18 protein-coding genes and 1 rRNA gene are annotated in these 17090 nt (G+C 71.3%); 6 read left to right on the forward strand and 13 right to left on the reverse strand.

Annotated features, from left to right (window positions below):
* The first annotated feature begins 121 nt into the window (after positions 1–121).
* A 5S ribosomal RNA gene (rrf, locus tag ACIRSS_RS00005) occupies positions 122–238 on the forward strand.
* Positions 239–779: 541 nt separating this feature from the next.
* On the opposite strand, the gene ACIRSS_RS00010 is transcribed toward rrf, so the two are convergent.
* Together ACIRSS_RS00010 and ACIRSS_RS00015 are read right to left on the reverse strand one after the other, a co-directional pair.
* Positions 780–1991 carry an Ig-like domain-containing protein gene (locus ACIRSS_RS00010; protein WP_400888690.1) on the reverse strand — a complete coding sequence of 404 codons (1212 nt, stop codon included), beginning with the start codon at positions 1989–1991 and terminating at the stop codon, positions 780–782.
* A gap of 104 nt (positions 1992–2095) precedes the next feature.
* Positions 2096–2965, reverse strand: coding sequence for a patatin-like phospholipase family protein (locus tag ACIRSS_RS00015; protein ID WP_400888693.1), 870 nt, complete (start codon positions 2963–2965; stop codon positions 2096–2098).
* A gap of 70 nt (positions 2966–3035) precedes the next feature.
* Between ACIRSS_RS00015 and ACIRSS_RS00020 the strand changes: the two genes are divergently transcribed.
* Both ACIRSS_RS00020 and ACIRSS_RS00025 read left to right on the forward strand, forming a co-directional pair.
* Positions 3036–3977 carry a LysR family transcriptional regulator gene (locus ACIRSS_RS00020; RefSeq protein WP_400888695.1) on the forward strand — a complete coding sequence of 314 codons (942 nt, stop codon included), beginning with the start codon at positions 3036–3038 and terminating at the stop codon, positions 3975–3977.
* A gap of 37 nt (positions 3978–4014) precedes the next feature.
* Positions 4015–4194 carry a hypothetical protein gene (locus ACIRSS_RS00025; protein ID WP_400888697.1) on the forward strand — a complete coding sequence of 60 codons (180 nt, stop codon included), beginning with the start codon at positions 4015–4017 and terminating at the stop codon, positions 4192–4194.
* Between the two features lie 456 nt (positions 4195–4650).
* Here ACIRSS_RS00025 and ACIRSS_RS00030 read toward each other — a convergent pair whose 3' ends face one another.
* From ACIRSS_RS00030 to ACIRSS_RS00045, 4 genes are read right to left on the reverse strand one after another with little or no spacing between them, the layout of a single operon-like run.
* Positions 4651–5298, reverse strand: a complete 648-nt coding sequence (locus ACIRSS_RS00030; protein ID WP_400888700.1) for a DedA family protein — start codon at positions 5296–5298, stop codon at positions 4651–4653.
* A gap of 45 nt (positions 5299–5343) precedes the next feature.
* The gene (gene lipA / locus ACIRSS_RS00035) at positions 5344–6345 is read right to left on the reverse strand and encodes a lipoyl synthase (RefSeq protein WP_400888702.1); all 1002 of its coding nucleotides are present in this window, start codon (positions 6343–6345) and stop codon (positions 5344–5346) included.
* Between the two features lie 25 nt (positions 6346–6370).
* Positions 6371–7309: an oxidoreductase gene (locus tag ACIRSS_RS00040; protein WP_400888705.1), complete on the reverse strand. Its 939-nt coding sequence runs from the start codon at positions 7307–7309 to the stop codon at positions 6371–6373.
* A gap of 18 nt (positions 7310–7327) precedes the next feature.
* The gene (locus ACIRSS_RS00045; protein WP_400888708.1) at positions 7328–7849 is read right to left on the reverse strand and encodes a hypothetical protein; all 522 of its coding nucleotides are present in this window, start codon (positions 7847–7849) and stop codon (positions 7328–7330) included.
* 131 nt (positions 7850–7980) lie between these two features.
* On the opposite strand from ACIRSS_RS00045, the gene ACIRSS_RS00050 reads away from it, so the two are divergent.
* Together ACIRSS_RS00050 and ACIRSS_RS00055 are read left to right on the forward strand one after the other, a co-directional pair.
* The gene (locus ACIRSS_RS00050; protein ID WP_155541882.1) at positions 7981–8592 is read left to right on the forward strand and encodes a TetR/AcrR family transcriptional regulator; all 612 of its coding nucleotides are present in this window, start codon (positions 7981–7983) and stop codon (positions 8590–8592) included.
* A 5-nt stretch (positions 8593–8597) separates the two neighbouring features.
* Positions 8598–9533, forward strand: coding sequence for an LLM class F420-dependent oxidoreductase (locus tag ACIRSS_RS00055; RefSeq protein WP_400888711.1), 936 nt, complete (start codon positions 8598–8600; stop codon positions 9531–9533).
* Positions 9534–9573: 40 nt separating this feature from the next.
* Here the strand turns inward: ACIRSS_RS00055 and lipB are convergent, their stop codons facing one another.
* The 5 genes from lipB to lpdA form a co-directional block, all read right to left on the reverse strand.
* Positions 9574–10317, reverse strand: a complete 744-nt coding sequence (gene lipB, locus ACIRSS_RS00060; protein ID WP_400888713.1) for a lipoyl(octanoyl) transferase LipB — start codon at positions 10315–10317, stop codon at positions 9574–9576.
* Entirely contained in the window at positions 10314–10937 is a 624-nt protein-coding gene (locus ACIRSS_RS00065; protein ID WP_400888716.1) for a phosphatase PAP2 family protein, read from the reverse strand. Before ACIRSS_RS00065 ends, lipB begins: the two co-directional genes overlap by 4 nt.
* On the reverse strand, positions 10934–11806 hold the full coding sequence (locus tag ACIRSS_RS00070) for a TIGR01777 family oxidoreductase (RefSeq protein WP_400888718.1): 873 nt from the start codon (positions 11804–11806) through the stop codon (positions 10934–10936). The genes ACIRSS_RS00065 and ACIRSS_RS00070 overlap by 4 nt, the downstream gene beginning before the upstream one ends.
* Positions 11807–11900: 94 nt before the next feature.
* Complete coding sequence (gene sucB, locus ACIRSS_RS00075; RefSeq protein WP_400888721.1) at positions 11901–13691, reverse strand: 2-oxoglutarate dehydrogenase, E2 component, dihydrolipoamide succinyltransferase; 1791 nt, start codon at positions 13689–13691, stop codon at positions 11901–11903.
* A gap of 55 nt (positions 13692–13746) precedes the next feature.
* Complete coding sequence (gene lpdA / locus ACIRSS_RS00080) at positions 13747–15120, reverse strand: dihydrolipoyl dehydrogenase (protein ID WP_400888724.1); 1374 nt, start codon at positions 15118–15120, stop codon at positions 13747–13749.
* A gap of 182 nt (positions 15121–15302) precedes the next feature.
* On the opposite strand from lpdA, the gene ACIRSS_RS00085 reads away from it, so the two are divergent.
* Positions 15303–15647, forward strand: a complete 345-nt coding sequence (locus ACIRSS_RS00085) for an oxidoreductase (protein ID WP_400888727.1) — start codon at positions 15303–15305, stop codon at positions 15645–15647.
* Here the strand turns inward: ACIRSS_RS00085 and ACIRSS_RS00090 are convergent.
* Both ACIRSS_RS00090 and ACIRSS_RS00095 read right to left on the reverse strand, forming a co-directional pair.
* Positions 15644–16096: a GNAT family N-acetyltransferase gene (locus tag ACIRSS_RS00090; RefSeq protein ID WP_400888730.1), complete on the reverse strand. Its 453-nt coding sequence runs from the start codon at positions 16094–16096 to the stop codon at positions 15644–15646. The two genes, ACIRSS_RS00085 and ACIRSS_RS00090, sit on opposite strands and share 4 nt — an antisense overlap.
* A gap of 10 nt (positions 16097–16106) precedes the next feature.
* On the reverse strand, positions 16107–17072 hold the full coding sequence (locus ACIRSS_RS00095) for an SMI1/KNR4 family protein (RefSeq protein ID WP_400888733.1): 966 nt from the start codon (positions 17070–17072) through the stop codon (positions 16107–16109).
* Between the last annotated feature and the right edge of the window lie 18 nt (positions 17073–17090).

Consider the following 17090-nt stretch of genomic DNA (forward strand, 5'->3'; position numbering starts at 1 on the left):
ACAGTAATGTGTTGTCGAGTTGACTGGTACTAATAGGCCGAGGACTTGTCTACGAAGATGTTGCGCATCCACTCTACGGTTCTGAAACACCACGCTGGGTGCGTGTGTTGTTTCGGAGTGTTTCGGTGGTTTTAGCGTCAGGGAAACGCCCGGTCCCATTCCGAACCCGGAAGCTAAGCCTGACAGCGCCGATGGTACTGCAACCGAAGGGTTGTGGGAGAGTAGGACACCGCCGAACTTACTTGGGAAGAGGGCCTGGGCCCGGTTGAGACGCGAGTCTCCCGGCCCAGGCCCTTTTTCATGTCTACGGACAACTTCCCGCTGGCACGAACGGTCGCGCGAAGCCCGCTACGGTGCCAGCGGACCGTTCGCGCCCGGTGAGCCGAAGGGGAACCGGTCGCGCGAAGGTCGCGGGCTCGCCGGCAGCCAACGGCCGACCCGCCTCGGCGCAGTGCGAGCGACTCGCCTCGGGCGCAGTGCGGAGCAACCCGCTTGGGCGCGGTGCGGAGCAACCCGCTTCGGTGCGGTGCAGGCGCCCGTCCACCCGCACCTGCCCGGCACCAAGCACGGCCCGCGCCGGCGGGCCAGCGCGAACAGAACTGTTCGCGCTCACCTCGCCCGCGCGGACGCCCCACTCACTCCCCGCGCCAGGGCGAATGGACCGTTCGTGCCCACCTCGCCCGCGAACGGTCCGCTCAACTCCCACTCCAGGCACGAAAAAGGGCCAGGGCTCCAACCGAGCCCCGGCCCTCCCGCCGACCAAACGACCAACCAGGCGGCTACTTCAGCGCCGACCCGGCCTGCCAATCAGCCCAAGACTTCGTCCAGTCGCCGTACAGGTCCCACACCGGCAGCTGCGGCCCGCCCGAGTTGGTCACCTCCACGACGTCCCCCAGGCCCATGTTCTGGAAGAACCACTGGGCATTCGCCCCGTTGAGGTTGATGCAGCCGTGGGACACGTTCGAACTTCCCTGCTGCCCCACGCTGTTCGGGTTCTCGTGGACGAACTCGCCGTCGTTGGAGATGCGCTCCGACCACTTCTCGTTGGACCGGTACGCCTTCGGGTCCGGTGGGCAGACACCGTACGTGCACGAGTCCATCGTGTAGTTGGCCTGCTTGTCGGAAATGACGTGCGCGCCCAGGTGGGTCGGCGTCGCGTCCTTGCCCATTGAGATCGGCATCGACTTGACCATCGCGCCGTTGTGGAAGATCTGCATCTGCTCGGTGTTCCCGTCCGCCTTCGCGATCCAGGAGTCGTGGACCTTGTACGTCTCCGTGCGGTCCTCCGCGCCGAACACCCCGCCGCCGAAGTCGACGCCGTAGATCTTCGCCGTCACCTTCAGCGTCGTGCCGGCCTTCCAGTACTCCTTCGGCCGGTAGTGGACGTTCGAGTCGTCGATCCAGTACCAGCTGCCTTCCTGCTTCGGCGTCGACTCCACCGTCAGGGCCTTCTCCACCGCCGCCTTGTTCTTGACGGCGATCTTGCCGAAGCTGAACACGATCGGCTGGCCGACGCCGACGCCCGTGCTCGCCACCGCGGACGGCGCCGGGATCAGGTTGGCGTTCGCCTGCTTCTTCGGCGCGATCGTGCTGATCTGGTTGTCCTGCTCGACCGCCTTGCCGTCGGCGCCCTGGGCGTGCGCGACGATCTTGTACGTCGCGCCGTAGCCGAGCGGCTCGGTCGAGGTCCAGCTGGCTCCGTCGGCCGCGAGCTTGCCGCCGACCTTGGTCCCCTTCGCGGTGTTGGTCACCGTGACGTCGAGGAGCTTCCCGTTGGCCGCCTTGACGACGACGGGCGTAGCCGGGCTCACCCCCGTGCCGCCCGCGGGTTCGAACGACACGGCGACCGGGGTCGCCGCCGCCGACGCGGAACCGGACACGGGCGCCCCGCCGCCGGGTGAGCCGCCGTCGTCACCGGACGAGCAAGCGGAAACCAGCAGTGCTCCGGCGAGGATTCCGGCCACCGAAAGTAAAATCTTCTTGGGGGGCATATTATCTCTTTTTGGGAATTGGGGTCGGCGGGCATTCGTCGTTCAAAACTACGCGATAGCGATGACGTTCTTCCCGGCGGATCGGTGCATCGGCGTGACGCGGATCACGTGACGACGAGGCCTGGGGCCCCGTAAAGTCCCGGCCCGCTCACCGAGATCCCGTCGAGGAACTCGCGGGCGGCCGAGTACGCCTCTTCCGCCAGTGCTTCTGTGTGCCCGAAGTCGAGCGGGTTCACACGTACCGGTGCCGGCCCCGGCAGGTACACCACCGGCACCGAAGCCGCCGCCACCGGCGCTTCCAGCACCGCCTGGTTCCGCATGCTGATCATCGCGGTAAACATCATCACCTCGGCGAACGTCCGCGGCGCCTCCGGCAGCTTCCCCGGGAACGCGCAGTCGAGCACCACCAGCGACTGCGCGCCCATCGCCAACGCTTGGCGCATCGGGACGTTCGCGACGAGCCCGCCGTCGTACAGCAACCGCCCGTCGTGCTCCACCGGCGGGAAGATCCCCGGGATCGCGCAGCTGGCCAGCAGCGGCTCGAGCAGCCGCCCGGACCGGATCAGCAGCGGCTCGGCCGTGTCGACCTGCGTCGTGACGACGCCGAGCGGCAGCGCCAGGTCCTCGAACCGGGTTCCGGCGCCGAGGTGGTCGGCGATGATCCCGGTCAGGCCGCTGTTGGGAAACAGGTGCGTCTTGCTCTGCGTCAGGGTCCGGACGCGGCTCAGCACGCCGCCGGGGAACGCCTCGGCGCGCGTCATGTGCGCCCAGATGTCGTGCAGGCGCGGCAACGGGTCGCCGCCCGGCAGGGCGAGCACCGCCGCGTTGAGCGAGCCGACCGACGTGCCTGTCACCAGATCGGGTGACAGTCCGGCCTCGGCGAGCGCGCGCAGCATGCCGACCTGCATGGCGCCGAGGCTGCCGCCCCCGCCGAGGACGAACCCGATCGGCCGGGGAAGATCCGCGAGACTCATACCGCCGAATGTAGTAAGCCCGACTTTCGCAGGTCGTGCGGGTCGTGAAGACGGCGTTAGCCTGCTGGGCGTGGCCGAGCTGGAGCTGCGCCATCTCAGGGCCGTCCGCGCCGTCGCGGACGGCGGCAGCGTGAGCCGTGCCGCGACCGTCCTCGGCGTCAGCCAGCCCGCGCTCACCGCGCAGCTCAAGCGGATCGAGCGGATCCTCGGCGGCGACCTGTTCGTGCGCGGGCCGAGTGGCGTCCGCCCGACGGAGCTCGGCCGGTTCGTGCTCGCCCGCGCCGACGCGCTGCTATCGGACATGCAGGCGCTCGTCGCTTCCGCGCGGCGCCACGGCGAAGGCGGGCCGGAGACGCTGCGGATCGGGTACGTGCCGCTGCTCATCATCGGCCGGTTCATCGAGGAGCTGGGGGAGCGGGAGCTCGACGTCCAGACGTACGCCGAACCGGCGTCGCTGACGCTGCTGAAGCTGCTCTCGACCGGCCGCGTCGACGTCGCGCTGCTCGAACGGTTCGACGGCACCGAGGCGCACCACTTCGCCGGCCTGACCGTCCGGACGCTGGCCACCGAGCCGATCTTCGTCGGCATCGCCGAGGGGCACCCGGCGATCCGCGACGGCGTCGTCGACCTCGCCGACCTGGCCGGCTGCGACTGGATCCTCCCGCCCCCGCACGAAAACTGCGTGCGCGTGCGGTTCCTGCAGGCGTGCGCGGCGGCCGGGTTCAGCCCGCGCGTGCGGCACTTCACGTCGGAGGCGGGCACCGCGGGGACGCTCATCGCGCAGGGTGCGGTCTGCCTCGCGCAGGCGGCGTCGGCGCCACCGCCGGGCCTGGTCGCGCTGCCCCTGCGCGGCGACCCGCTGTGGACGACGCTGCTGTTCGCGACCCGCGACGACGACGCCCGCACGCCGACCACCGGCGAGGTGTTCCGGTGCGCGGAAGCCGCGCACACCGCGTCGCGGCAACGGAATCCGCACTTCGCGCGCTGGTGCGGGCTCGCGCCCGCCCGATAGGCGGCATAACGCCGGTGTTGTCCCCGCTGAGCAACGAATGCACTTCAGACGAGCAATGGCGCTCGGTGCGCTGTGCGTGGCCCTTACCGGCCTGCTGTCCCCGCCCGCGAGCGCGACCACCGAGGCGACGACGCTGTCGATCAGCCAGCTGGTCCAGGAACAGAACCAGTGGTGCTGGGCCGCGAGCGGCCTGACCATCGCGCGGTTCCTCGGCTGACGTTCGCGTACTACGCGGTGCGGACCGCTGCCTCGACGGGCCGCCAGGCGACGGTGTGGGTGGAGCGCGCGGCGGACGGCGGGACCGCGACCAACTTCACGCCGGGGCACCGAGGAGCTGACGTACCCGGCGCAGGCGGGCGGCGATCTGGTGTTCACCGAGCCGCAGGTCAACGCGTGGTACCAACGACCCGGCCCGGCAGCGGGTCGGCGAGGGCGTGCCGGTGGCGGCGTACCAGCGGCTGGTGCACGGGCTGTACGGCGACAAGCTGCCCGGCTCGGCTTACCGGGCGCAGGGCAAGCTCGGCGGCTACGACTTGGCCGCAGCGCCGGGCAAGGGAACCTGGCCGCTCGTCGCTGGTGGGCGCTGCCGGCGCTCGGCTGGGCCACCGGCAAGGCGGCGTACGCCCGCCGTTGACGCCGGGAAGGTGCGGCCCCGGGTCGCACCCTCAGGGGGTCAGGGGACTCGCTCGGGTTCGCGGTCCGAAGCCGCCGACACCTTCCGCTTCTTCAAGCGCAGCAAGAAGAACACCGCTACCGCGGCGAGCACGCCCACCACGATCAAGCCGCCCGTGTTCAGCGCGCCTTCGATCCGCTTCGCCGCCTCGCCCAACGCCGCGCCGATGCTGATGTGGACCAGTGACCAGCAGAACGCGCCCGCTGCCGCGGCGGGCAGGAACTTGCGGAACGGCAGCCCCGAGGTACCCGCCGCCGCCGGGGTCAACGTTCGGACCACCGGCAGGAACCGGGCGAAGAGCACCGCCCACGCGCCCCGGCGTTCCAGCACCGACGTCGCCTTGTCCCAGGCGTCGAGGCCGTACTTGCGGATCAGCTTCGTCTCGCGCAGCCGGGGCCCGAAACGGCGGCCGATCGCGTAGCCGAGCGCGTCGCCCGCGGTCGCGCAGAGCGTCACGACCAGCCAGAGCACCACGAACCGGGCGACGGTGTTCGCCGTCGTCGCGGCGATCAGCAGGCCGGATTCGCCGGGTGCCAGGAACCCCAGCCCGATCGTGCACTCGGCGAGCACCAGGCCGCCGGTCGCCGCGACGAGGCCCGGTTCCGGGAGTCCTTGCAACCAGCTGAGGAGGTCCGAAACCAGGGCCATGCCGCCCACTTTACCGATCCTTTAAGGACCGTGGGGTGACGTGCGTCACCGCGCCAGCAGCGACGCCGCTTCCTGCGCGGCCGGGCCTTCGGCGGCCAGGTGGGCCAGGTTCTCCGGGAGGACTTCGCCGCGGTGCGCCTTGGTCTGGGCGTAGAGCCGACCCGCGCGGTACGACGACCGCACCAACGGACCCGCCATCACACCCGCGAACCCCATCGCCTCCGCCGCGCGAGAGTGCTCGACGAACTCCTCCGGCTTCACCCACCGATCCACCGGATGATGCCGAGCAGAAGGACGCAAATACTGCGTGATCGTCAAAATCTCACACCCCGCGTCGACCAAGTCCTGCATCGCCGGAGCCACCTCATCCGGCGTCTCACCCATACCGAGAATCAGGTTCGACTTCGTCACCAAACCGGCCTCGCGGGCCTTCGTGATGACTTCGAGGGACCGCGCGTAGCGGAAGCCCGGGCGGATCCGCTTGAAGATTCGCGGCACCGTCTCCACGTTGTGGGCCAACACCTCCGGACGCGAGCCGAACACCTCAGCCAACTGCTCAGGGTCGGCGTTGAAGTCCGGGATCAACAGCTCAACACCCGTACCCGGGTTCAACGCGTGAATCTGCCGGACCGTCTCGGCATACAGCCAAGCGCCACCATCGGCGAGGTCGTCCCGGGCCACGCCGGTGACCGTCGAGTACCGCAACCCCATCGCCTGCACGGACTCCGCGACCTTCCGCGGCTCCGTCCGATCCAGAGCGGCGGGCTTACCGGTGTCGATCTGACAGAAGTCACACCGCCGGGTGCATTGGTCCCCGCCGATCAGGAACGTGGCCTCACGGTCTTCCCAGCACTCGTAAATGTTGGGACAACCGGCCTCTTCACACACCGTGTGCAAACCCTCGCGACGCACGAGACCCTTGAGTTCGGTGAACTCCGGCCCCATCCGCACCCGCGTCTTGATCCACGACGGCTTCTTCTCGATCGGCGTCTCACTGTTGCGAACCTCGAGACGCAGCAGCTTCCGGCCTTCAGGCGCAGCACTCACGTCCCCAACCGTACGCCCGTCCGGGCTACGCGGGGTCGGGGGTGACGCCCGTCAAGCCCGCCGTCAGCTCCCACAGCGCCGACCCCAGCGACTCGCTGCGCGCGGCGGCCACCGTCGGTACGCGAGCCGGGTATCCGCGCAGGTTGCCGAGGCCGCGGGGGCCGAAGTAGCTGCCGCCTTCGACACCGTCCGCCGTCGCCGCGTACAGCTGCGGGAGGGCGCCGACGCGGGTGTTCTGGGCGAACAGCAGCTCGCCGGCGCGGTGGCCGCCGGCGATCAGCGAGCGCACCACCGGGTTCGAGTACGAGCGCGCCATGCCGCTGCCGAGCCCGGTCGCGGTGTAGCCCGGGTGGGCGGCGACGCTGATCACGTCGGAGCCGGCCGCGCGCAGGCGGCGGTCCAGCTCGAGCGCGAACACCTGGCAGGCGAGCTTCGACTGCCCGTACGCGGCGGCCGCGTTGTAGCGGCGGTGGTCGCCGTTCGGGTCGTCGAGGTGGATGCGGGCGCCGACGGCGGCCAGGCTCGACAGCGTGACGACCCGGCCGCGCAGGGCGGGCATCAGCAGCCACGTCAGCGCCGCGTGGCCGAGGTAGTTGGTACCGAGCTGCAGCTCGAAGCCGTCGGCGGTGCGGCCGCGGGCGGTCGCCATCACACCGGCGTTGTTGACCAGGACGTCCAGGGCGTCACCGGTCAGTTCCCGGGCCGACGCGGCGGCCGCGCGCACCGAGGCGAGCTCGCTCAGGTCCAGTGGGATGAGCTCGGGCTCGGCGCCCGCGGCGGCCGTCTTGACGATGTCCAGTGCCTTCGCCCCGCGTTCGGCGGAGCGGCAGGCGAGGAGCACGCGAGCCCCCTTGCTCGCGAGCACCTCGGCGGTGCGCAGCCCGAGCCCCGAGTTCGCCCCGGTGACCAGCACGGTCCGGCCGGTCTGGTCGGGGATGTCGGCGTCGGTCCAGCGCTCCGTCATGCGCTCACTAAACCCTGTTCACGCCGAGGGCGCGAGCAGGCGCCGAAGGTGTCCCATGACGGGACGGCGGCGGGCGGGCTCTTCACGGCTCGTGCGCAGCAGCGCCTCGAGCGCGTAACCCACCTTGGCGATCTCTTCACCCGGTTCGCGCGGGTCGGCCAGGCCGGCCGTGACGGCGAGCATCCGCAGCTCGCCTTCGTGCATGCGGCGCAGCGACGCGTGCCGCTCGTAAGCGCCGTCGAGCACCGCGCGCAGCGTCTCGTGCTCGTCGACGGCGGAGCGCCACGCACGCGTGACGGCGTCGACGTGGTCACCGAGGCCGTCGGCGTCGTCCGGGTCGGTGACCTCGGCGCGCAGGCGGCCGCTCAGCGTCCGCGTCCACTGGTACTGCAGCGCCAGCAGGACGTTCTCCTCGGTGCCGAAGTGCTCTTCGGCGCCGGGGACCTCCTCCAGCGGCAGCGGCTCGGCCGGGTTGCGGCCCGCCAGGCGGACGGTGGCTTCGAGGATTTCCTGGCGTCGGTAGAAGTCTGTCCAGCTCATGGTGTGGCTCCCCTTCCGTGGCCCGGGTCATACCGCGGGTCTGCGGCATACTCCCGGTACGGACCTGACGAGGCGAACATACCATGAGTACGGAGAGATCCTCCGGGCGTAAGGTTGTGAAGGTGGCGACAATGAGGTCCAGACGACTCGACTACTCCGAGTCGACGCGGTCGGCGCTGGTCGACAGCGCGGTGGAACTGTTCACGAAACGCGGTTACGCGGGTACCTCGCTGGACGAGATCGCCAAACGCGCCCGCGTCACGAAGGGCGCGCTGTACCACCACTTCAGCGGCAAGCAGGCGCTCTTCGAAGCCGCGTTCGACCAGGTCGAAAGCCTCGTCTACGACCGCCTGGACAAGATCATGACCGGCGAGGGCTCCCCGTGGGAACGCGCCCTCGGCGGGCTCAACGCGTTCATCCGGGCCTGCCTCGACCCCGCCTACCAGCGGATCGCCATCCACGAGGCGCCGGTCGTCATGGGCTGGGAACGCTGGCGCGAAGCCGAGGAGCGGTGCAGCTTCGGGCTCGTGCGGTCCGGCCTGCAGTCGTTGATCGACGCCGGCGAGGTCGAGCCCGTCCCGGTCGAGGTGACCGCGCGGCTGCTGTTCGGCGCGCTGTCGAGCGCGGCGACCGAAATCGCCAGTTCGCCCGACCCGAAGAAGGTCGGCGCCGAGATCGAGGACGTCATCGTCCGCATGCTGGTACGGCTGCGGCGCACGGAGCCCGACGTCTCTATAGGCTGACTTTCGTGGACTTGAGGATCTTCACCGAGCCCCAGCAGGGGGCCAGCTACGACGACCTGCTGCGCGTGGCGAAGGCGACCGAAGCCGCCGGCTACGACGCCTTCTTCCGCAGCGACCACTACCTGAAGATGGGCTCGGCCGACGGCCTGCCCGGCCCGACCGACGCGTGGATCACCCTCGCCGGCCTGGCCCGCGAGACCAGCCGGATCCGGCTCGGCACGCTCGTCACCGCGGCGACGTTCCGGTACCCGGGCCCGCTGGCCATCTCGGTCGCCCAGGTCGATCAGATGTCCGGCGGCCGCGTCGAGTTCGGCCTCGGCTCCGGCTGGTACGACGCCGAGCACGAGGCGTACGGCCTCACGCTGCCACCGCTGAAGGAGCGCTTCGACCGCTACGCCGAGCAGCTCGAGATCATCACGGGGCTGTGGAAGACGCCGGTCGGCTCGACGTTCTCGTTCAAGGGCGAGTACTACTCGCTGTCGGAGTCGCCGGCCCTGCCGAAGCCCGCGCAGTCGCCGGCGCCGCCGGTGATCGTCGGCGGCCAGGGCAAGAAGCGCACCCCGCAGCTGGCGGCCCGGTTCGCGGACGAGTTCAACCTGCCGTTCGTCGACGCCGAGACGGCGGCCGCGCAGTTCGCGCGCGTCGACGCGGCGGCCGCGGAGATCGGCCGCGACCCCAAGGAGATCCTGCGGTCGGTGGCGCTGACCATCGCCGTCGGCCGCTCCGAGGAGGAGGTCGGGCGCCGGGCGTCGGCGGTCGGCCGCGACGTCACCGAGCTGCGGGCGAACGGCCTGGCCGGGACGCCCGCCGAGGTCGTCGACCGGATCGGGCAGTGGCGGGAGAAGACCGGGATCACCCGGGTCTACCTGCAGCTGCTGGACCTGTCGGACCTGGACCAGGTCGAGCTCATCGCTTCCGAGGTCGCGCCGCAGCTGGACTGAACGCGGACCGGGCGCCTCCCGCGGGAGGCGCCCGGTTCCGTCAGTTCTGCAGGGCGAAGGTGACGCCCGCCGCCTTCGGGGCCTCCGGGCGCGGGAGCCAGCGGTCCTCGCTCACCGGGAGCTCGCCTTCCAGCGCCGCCAAAACCGCGTCGCGGGCCAGGGGCAGGACCGCTTCCACGCTGACGTCCCGCTGCAGCTCGTACGACAGCGACGTCACGCCCGCGTCGCGGATGCCGCACGGCACGATCGTGTCGAACGCCGACAGGTCCGCGTTGCAGTTCAGCTCGAAGCCGTGCATCGTCACGCCGCGCTGGACGCGGATGCCGATCGCCGCGATCTTGCGCTCGATGCCGCGGTCGTCGGCCGGGATCCAGACGCCGCTGCGGCCCTCCACCCGGCCGCTGTGCACGCCCAGCTGGTCGCACACGTGGATCAGCGCCTCCTCCAGCCGCCGCACGTAGTGGACGACGTCGATCGGGTCGCCGAGCTTCACGATCGGGTAGCCGACCAGCTGGCCCGGGCCGTGCCAGGTGATCTTGCCGCCGCGGTCGACGTCGATCACCGGCGTGCCGTCGGCCGGGCGGTCGGCCGGCTCGGTGCGCTTGCCCGCGGTGTACACCGACGGGTGCTGCAACAGGAACATCGTGTCCGGCGCGGTGCCGTCGGCGCGCTCGGTGAGCCGGGTCCGCTGGAGCTCCCAGGCTTCGGTGTAGTCGATCGTGCCGAGCTCCCGGACGTCGACGGGCTCGGTGCTGGCGCGGCAAGTGGTGCGGGAAGAACTCACCCGTCGAGGCTACGCCCGTCACCCGGGGGAAGCAGCCGCAAGGCGCACGCTGAGAGCAGCCCGACACCGGTCACCGCGAGCACTGCGCCGATCGTGTCGGTGACCCAGTGGACGCCGAGCACGACGCGGCAGGCGGCGGACAGCACGACGGCGACCGCGACGGCCACCGCCACCCGGCGGACCACCCGAGGCCACACCCACGCGCACAGCAGGAGCAGCACGAACCCGGTGCTCGCCACCGACACCACGTGCCCGCTCGGGTAGCTCAGGTCCGGGTAAGCGCGCGGGCGCTCCCGCAGGAAGATCGGCTTGAACACCAGGCTCGTCAGCCGGCACAGCAGCAGCACCACGGCGAGCCGCACGCACAACCCGAAGTGCTGCCGGCGGCGCAGCGCCAGCGCCAGCAGCGCGGCGCCCAGGACGAAGGGGAGCACCGGCCCGAGGACGTCGCTGCCGATCTGCGCGACCCGGCCCAGCGGCTCCGCGTACACGCCGCGCAGCGCGTTCGCGACTTCGACGTCGAGGGTCAGCGGCTGCCGCGCCACGCTCAGCCCGAGCAGGACGAACGCGGCGAAGAACACCCCGCCGACGACCAGCCAGCGCTGCAGCGGGACGCTCATGCCGCTGCGAGCGCGCGGTCGAGCGTCGGGTGCCGGAACGCGTAGCCGGACCGTTCCAGCGCGGCCGGGACGGCCCGCTGCCCGAACAACGCCATCTCTTCGCCGGCTTGGCCGAGCACGGCCTTGAGCGCGACGCCCGGCACCCACCACGGCGCCGGGCGGTGCAGCGCGCGGCCGACCGCGCGGGTGAACTCGGCGTTCGTCACCGGCTCCGGCCCGGTCAGGTTCACCGGCCCGGACAGGTCGTTCGCCAGGACGTGGGCGATCGCGCCGACCTCGTCGTCGAGGGAGATCCACGGCATGTACTGGCGGCCGTCGCCGAGCCGCCCGCCCAGGCCCAGCCGGAAGAGCGGCCGCAGCGTGCCGTAGAGGCCACCCTTCGCCGAAAGCACCAGCCCGGTCCGGATGTGCACGACCCGCGCATCACCCGCCGGCGCCGTCGCGGCTTCCCAGGCTTCGCAGAGTTCGGCGAGGAACCCGCGCCCCCGCGGAGCCGATTCGTCCACAGTGGACTCATGGGTGTGGCCGTAGTAGCCGACGGCGGAAGCGTTGACCAGCACGCCGACCCCGTGCTCGGCGACGGCTTCGGCGAGCACCTCGGTCGGCTCGACCCGGCTGTCGGTGAGCTGCTGCTTGCGCATCGCGCTCCACCGCCCGGGGAACAACGGCTTCCCGCCCAGGTTCACGACGGCGTCCACGCCCTCGAACGCGCCTTCGGCGATGGTCCCGGACGGCGGGTCCCAGCGGAATTCCCCGCCACCACGCGCTTCCCGCCGCACCAGGCGGCGGACTTCGTGCCCGTCGCCCAGCAGGCGCTCGCCCAGCGCCGACCCGATCAAGCCGCTCGCTCCGGCGATGAGTACTCGCATGCTCCGATCGTTGCGCATCCGCTGCGCGACCGCACTCCCGGACACGGCGAAGGCCGCCACGGAAAGTCCGTGGCGGCCTTCGTCAGCGGTGACTTCAGAGGCCGAGCTCGCCCTCGAAGTTGCCCTCTTCCAGGCGCTGCTTGATCGTCGTCAGGAAGCGGCCCGCGTCGGCCCCGTCCACCAGGCGGTGGTCGTAGGTCAGCGGCAGGTACGCCATCGACCGGACGGCGATCGTGTCGTTGCCGTCGGCGTCCGCGACCACGACCGGGCGCTTGACGACCGCGCCGGTGCCGAGGATGCCCGACTGCGGCTGCACGATGATCGGCGTGTCGAACAGCGCACCGACGCTGCCGATGTTCGTGATCGAGAACGTGCCACCCGACAGCTCGTCCGGCTTGATCTGGCCCGAGCGCGCGCGGCCCGCCAGGTCGGCGATCCGGTGCGCGAGACCGGCCAGGCTCAGCTCGCCCGCGTCGTGGATCACGACCGAGAGCAGCCCGCGCTCGGTGTCCACCGCGATGCCCAGGTGCACGGCGCCGTGGTAGGTGATCTCCTTCGTGTCCTCGTTGTAGGACGCGTTGACGTTCGGGTGCTGCTTGAGCGCCTCGACCGTGGCCTTCGCGAAGAACGGCAGGAACGTCAGGTTGACGCCCTCGCGCTCCTTGAAGGCCGCCTTCGCGCGCTGGCGCAGCTTGGCGATCTTCGTGACGTCGACCTCCTGGACCTGCGTGAGCTGCGCGGCGATCTGCAGCGACTCGCGGGTCTTGGTGGCCGTGATCTGGCGGATCCGGCTGGCCTTCTGGACCGTGCCGCGCAGCGCGGCGAGCTCCGGCGACACCGGGGCCGCGGGACGCGCGGCCGGCGCCGACGGGGCGGCAGCGGCGGCCGGAGCGGCAGCGGCGGGAGCCGGGGCAGCCGCCTTCTGCTTCTCCTCGGCCGCGGCCAGGACGTCCTGCTTGCGGATCCGGCCGCCGACGCCGCTGCCGGTCAGCGACGCGAGGTCGATGCCGTGCTCGGTCGCGAGCTTGCGGACCAGCGGCGTGACGTACGGGCCGTCCGCCGAACCGTCCTTCGCCGCGGCGGCCGGGGCCGACTCGGCCGCCTTCGCCGCGGGCGCGGCCTGCGGCTCGGGCTTCGGTTCCGGCTTGGGCTCGGGCTTCGACTCCTGAACCGGCTCGGGCTTCGGCTCCGGCTTGGGTTCCGGCTTCGGCTCGGGCTTGGGCTCCGGCTTCGCTTCGGCCTTCGGCGCCGCGTTCGCGTCACCGATCACGGCCAGGACGCCGCCGACCTCGACGGTCTCGTCCTCGCCCGCGCGGATCTCCAGCACCGTGCCGGCGACCGGCGACGGCACCTCGGTGTCGACCTTGTCGGTGGAGATCTCGAGCAGCGGCTCGTCGACCTCGACCGAGTCGCCGACCGCCTTCAGCCAGCGCGTGACGGTGCCCTCGGTGACGCTCTCGCCCAGCTCGGGCAGCTTCACCTCGGTGCCTTCACCACCGGCGGCCGGCGCGGTGTCCGGCTTGCTCGGCGCGCTGTCGGCGGCCTGCGGCTCGGACTGCGCCGGCTCGGACGGCTGCTCGGGCTCGGGCTCCGGCTCGGACTTCTGCTCTTCCTGCGCGGGGGCGGAGGACTCGGGCGCGCCGCCGGAACCGTCGTCGATCACGGCCAGCTCGGCGCCGACCTCGACCGTCTCGTCCTCGGCGGCGCTGATCTTCACGACCGTGCCCGCCACCGGGGAGGGCACCTCGGTGTCGACCTTGTCGGTCGAGATCTCGAGCAACGGCTCGTCGACCTCGACGGTGTCACCCTCCTGCTTGAGCCACCGGGTGACGGTGCCTTCGGTGACGCTCTCCCCGAGCTCCGGCAATGTGACGGAGTAGGCCATCGTTCGCTGACTCCTCTTCCAAGTTCTGCGTGGTCTGGATTCTGCTGGTGGGACGTCAGCTGTGCACGTGCAGCGGCTTCCCCGCGAGGGCGAGGAACGCTTCACCGAGGGCCTCGGTCTGGGTGGGGTGGGCGTGGATGAGCGGCGCGACGTCCTCGGGGAACGCCTCCCAGCTGTAGATCAGCTGCGCTTCGCCGATCAGCTCGCCGACGCGGTCGCCGACCATGTGGACGCCCACGACCGGGCCGTCCGGGGCCTTGACCAGCTTGACCCCGCCGGAGGTCTTGAGGATCTGGCTCTTGCCGTTGCCGCCGAGGTCGTAGGTGAACGTCGTGACGTCGGCGCCGTACTTGTCCTTCGCCTGCGACTCGGTCAGCCCGACCGACGCGACCTCCGGGTGCGAGTAGGTGACCCGCGGGATGCCGCTCTCGTCGATGACGCGCGGGTTCTGCCCGGCGATCTCCTCGGCGACGAAGATGCCCTGCTGGAAGCCGCGGTGCGCGAGCTGCAGGCCCGGGACGATGTCGCCGACGGCGTAGACGTTCGGCAGGTTCGTGCGCAGCCGCTCGTCGGTGAGGACGAAGCCGCGCTCGATCTTGACGCCGGCCTCCTCGTAGCCGTGGCCCGCCGAGTTCGGCCCGCGGCCGACGGCGACCAGCAGCAGGTCGGCCTCGATGGTCTCGCCGGACTCCAGCGAGACGCTGACGCCGTTCTCGTCCTGCTTCGCGCCGGTGAACTTCACGCCGGTCTTGAAGGTGATCTTGCGGCGGCGGAAGGCGCGCTCGAGCTGCTTGGACGCGAACTCGTCCTCGTTCGGGACCAGCCGCGGCAGCGCCTCGACGATGGTGACGTCGACGCCGAAGGAGGCCCAGACGCTGGCGAACTCGACGCCGATCACGCCGCCACCGAGCACCACGACCTTCTTGGGGACGTAGTCCAGGGCGAGGGCCTGCTCGCTGGCGATGACGCGGCCGCCCAGCTCCAGGCCGGGCAGCGTGCGCGAGTACGAACCGGTGGCGAGGATGACGTTCTTGCCGGTGTAGCGGGTGCCGTCCACCTCGACGGTCGTGCCGCCGACGAACGTGCCGCTGCCCTCGACCAGGTTCACCTTGTGCGCCTTGGCCAGGCCCTGCAGGCCCTTGTACAGCCGGGCGACGATGCCGTCCTTGTACTTGTTGACCCCGGCGATGTCGATGCCTTCGAAGGCGGCCTTGACGCCGACGGCTTCGGCGTCGCGGGTCTCGTCGGCGACCTCGGCGGCGTGGAGCAGGGCCTTGGTCGGGATGCAGCCCCGGTGGAGGCAGGTCCCGCCCAGCTTGTCCTTCTCGATCAGCGTGACGGAAAGGCCCAGCTCGGCCGCGCGGAAAGCCGCGGCGTAGCCGCCCGATCCGCCTCCCAGGATCACGAGGTCGGCGGAGGTGTCGGTCACTTGTATAACTCCTCGGCAAGCAGTGGGGTGGTGCTCTGTCGCCGCGTCCGCCCGGTATAACCGCGCGCGCGACATCCGCCATCTTGTCACTACGCCGGACGGGGCTGCGACCTAGCCGGGTGTGCGACGCCGACCACACGTGGACATCGGGATAATGAGTGGGGTAGGTCTCGGGAGGAGAGGTGGTCGTGGTGGGGCTCTTCGACTCGCTGCGCAGGCGGGCCAAGGGTGGTCAACGGGCCGGTACGCTGCGGAAAGCCAATTCCGAGGACACCCGGCACCTGGAGGAGTGGGTGGCCTCCCGCCGGGGTGTCGAGGCCTTCGTCGAACCGAAGACGAACGTCACCGAGACCACTGTGGTGTTGATCGCCCACGACGGCGAGTGGACCCGGCGCCGCATCGGCAGCCTGGAGGCCGCCCAGCAGTTCGGCCACCGCCGGTCGATCCCGGTGTACGAGGTCGCGCGGGTCGGCTACCCGAAGCGGATGCGGGAGTACACCGAGCGCAAGAAGCGCGGGCAGGTCTAGAGCTCGATCCGGCCGACGACCTCGCCGTTGAAGGTCTGGCCGGTCAGCTTGAAGCCGAGCTTGAGGTAGAACTCCTCCGGCCCGCCCTCGGCGGGGATCCAGAGCACCGTCGCGGTGGTGTTGCCCCGCCGGCGGGCCTCCTCCAGGACCGTCTCCACGGCGAACCGGCCGTAGCCGCGGCCCTGCACGCCCGCGCCGACGTTGAGCCGCCAGATCCCGCAGCGGAAGAAGTCCAGCTCGGCGCCCGGGTCGAAGGCGCCCATCACGAACGCGACCGGCTCGCCGTCGTCCAGGACCAGCCGGGGCCAGGCGACCGCGGGCTGCGTGTACGCCTCGGCCAGCGACACCGCGACCGGCGCGACGAACTTCCGCTGGTGCGGCTCGACGGCCAGCTGGCACGCGGCGGCGACGTTGGCCGGGGTGATCGTCTCCGCGCTGAGGGTGGTCACCGGGCCCAACCTAGCCTGCCTGGGCGAGCAGCGCGGCGTGCTTGACCAGCGCCGCGCGGAACGACGGGTGGACCGTCGTGCCGAGCACCGGGTCCACCTCGACCACGTGCCCCGCCGACAGCAGCAGCACCGCCGGTTCGGAAAGCACCACGACGCCGCCTTCGACGCGCAGCTCCGCCGTGCCCAGCAGCCGGGGGAAGACCACGTCGGCGGGCAGGCCGTCGCAGGTGCGGAGGAACTCGCGGTGCTCGGCCGGTAGTTCGACGCCCAGCCGCAGCTCGGCCGAGCGGATCGCCGCCTCCGACGCCGGGGGCGGCGCGGTTCCGGTCTCGCGCAACCGCATGATCGAGCCGATCAGCTCCGGCCAGGTCCCGAGGTCCGGCGGGTACCGCTCGTGCAGCGCCGCGACCAGCGCGCCCGCGCACGCCGGTGCCCAGTCGCGCAGGCCGAGCGGGTCCGCGCCCGCCACCAGCGCCGGGGCCAGCGCCCGCGTGGCGGCGAGCGTCGCGACGTCCGGCCGTGGCCCGGCCAGCTCGGCCCACCGGGCGAGGTCACCGTCGGCGAGGGCACCGCGGACGCGATCCGGGCGCGTCGGCGCGACGTGCTTGACGACCTCCGCGACCGGACCCGGCGGGAGCACACCCTCCAGATCGGACACCGGACGGCGCAACGACACCGCGTGCGCGCGCTCCTCGGCGTCGAGGTCCAGCGGGGACAACCCCTCGGCCCACGCCGGACGTCCACCCCGCGCCTCGAACAGCATCGCCCACGCGCGGGCCCGCACCGGGTCGGGCGCCAACGCCGTCACCGGGCGTTCCGCGCGGGCCAGCCACTGCTCGACGAGCCGGTCGGCCTCGTCGAGCGCGCCGGTGACGGCGAGCAGCAAGGCGGCGTACCCGACCTGATCGTCCACAGTGGACGAAGCGGCGGTCAGGACGTCCCTGACCGCCGCTTCGAGGTATTCGCCGGGCTCCACTCGGCGACCCTAAAGGGC

The organism is Amycolatopsis sp. NPDC101161 (assembly GCF_044768185.1).
GTDB lineage: Bacteria > Actinomycetota > Actinomycetes > Mycobacteriales > Pseudonocardiaceae > Amycolatopsis.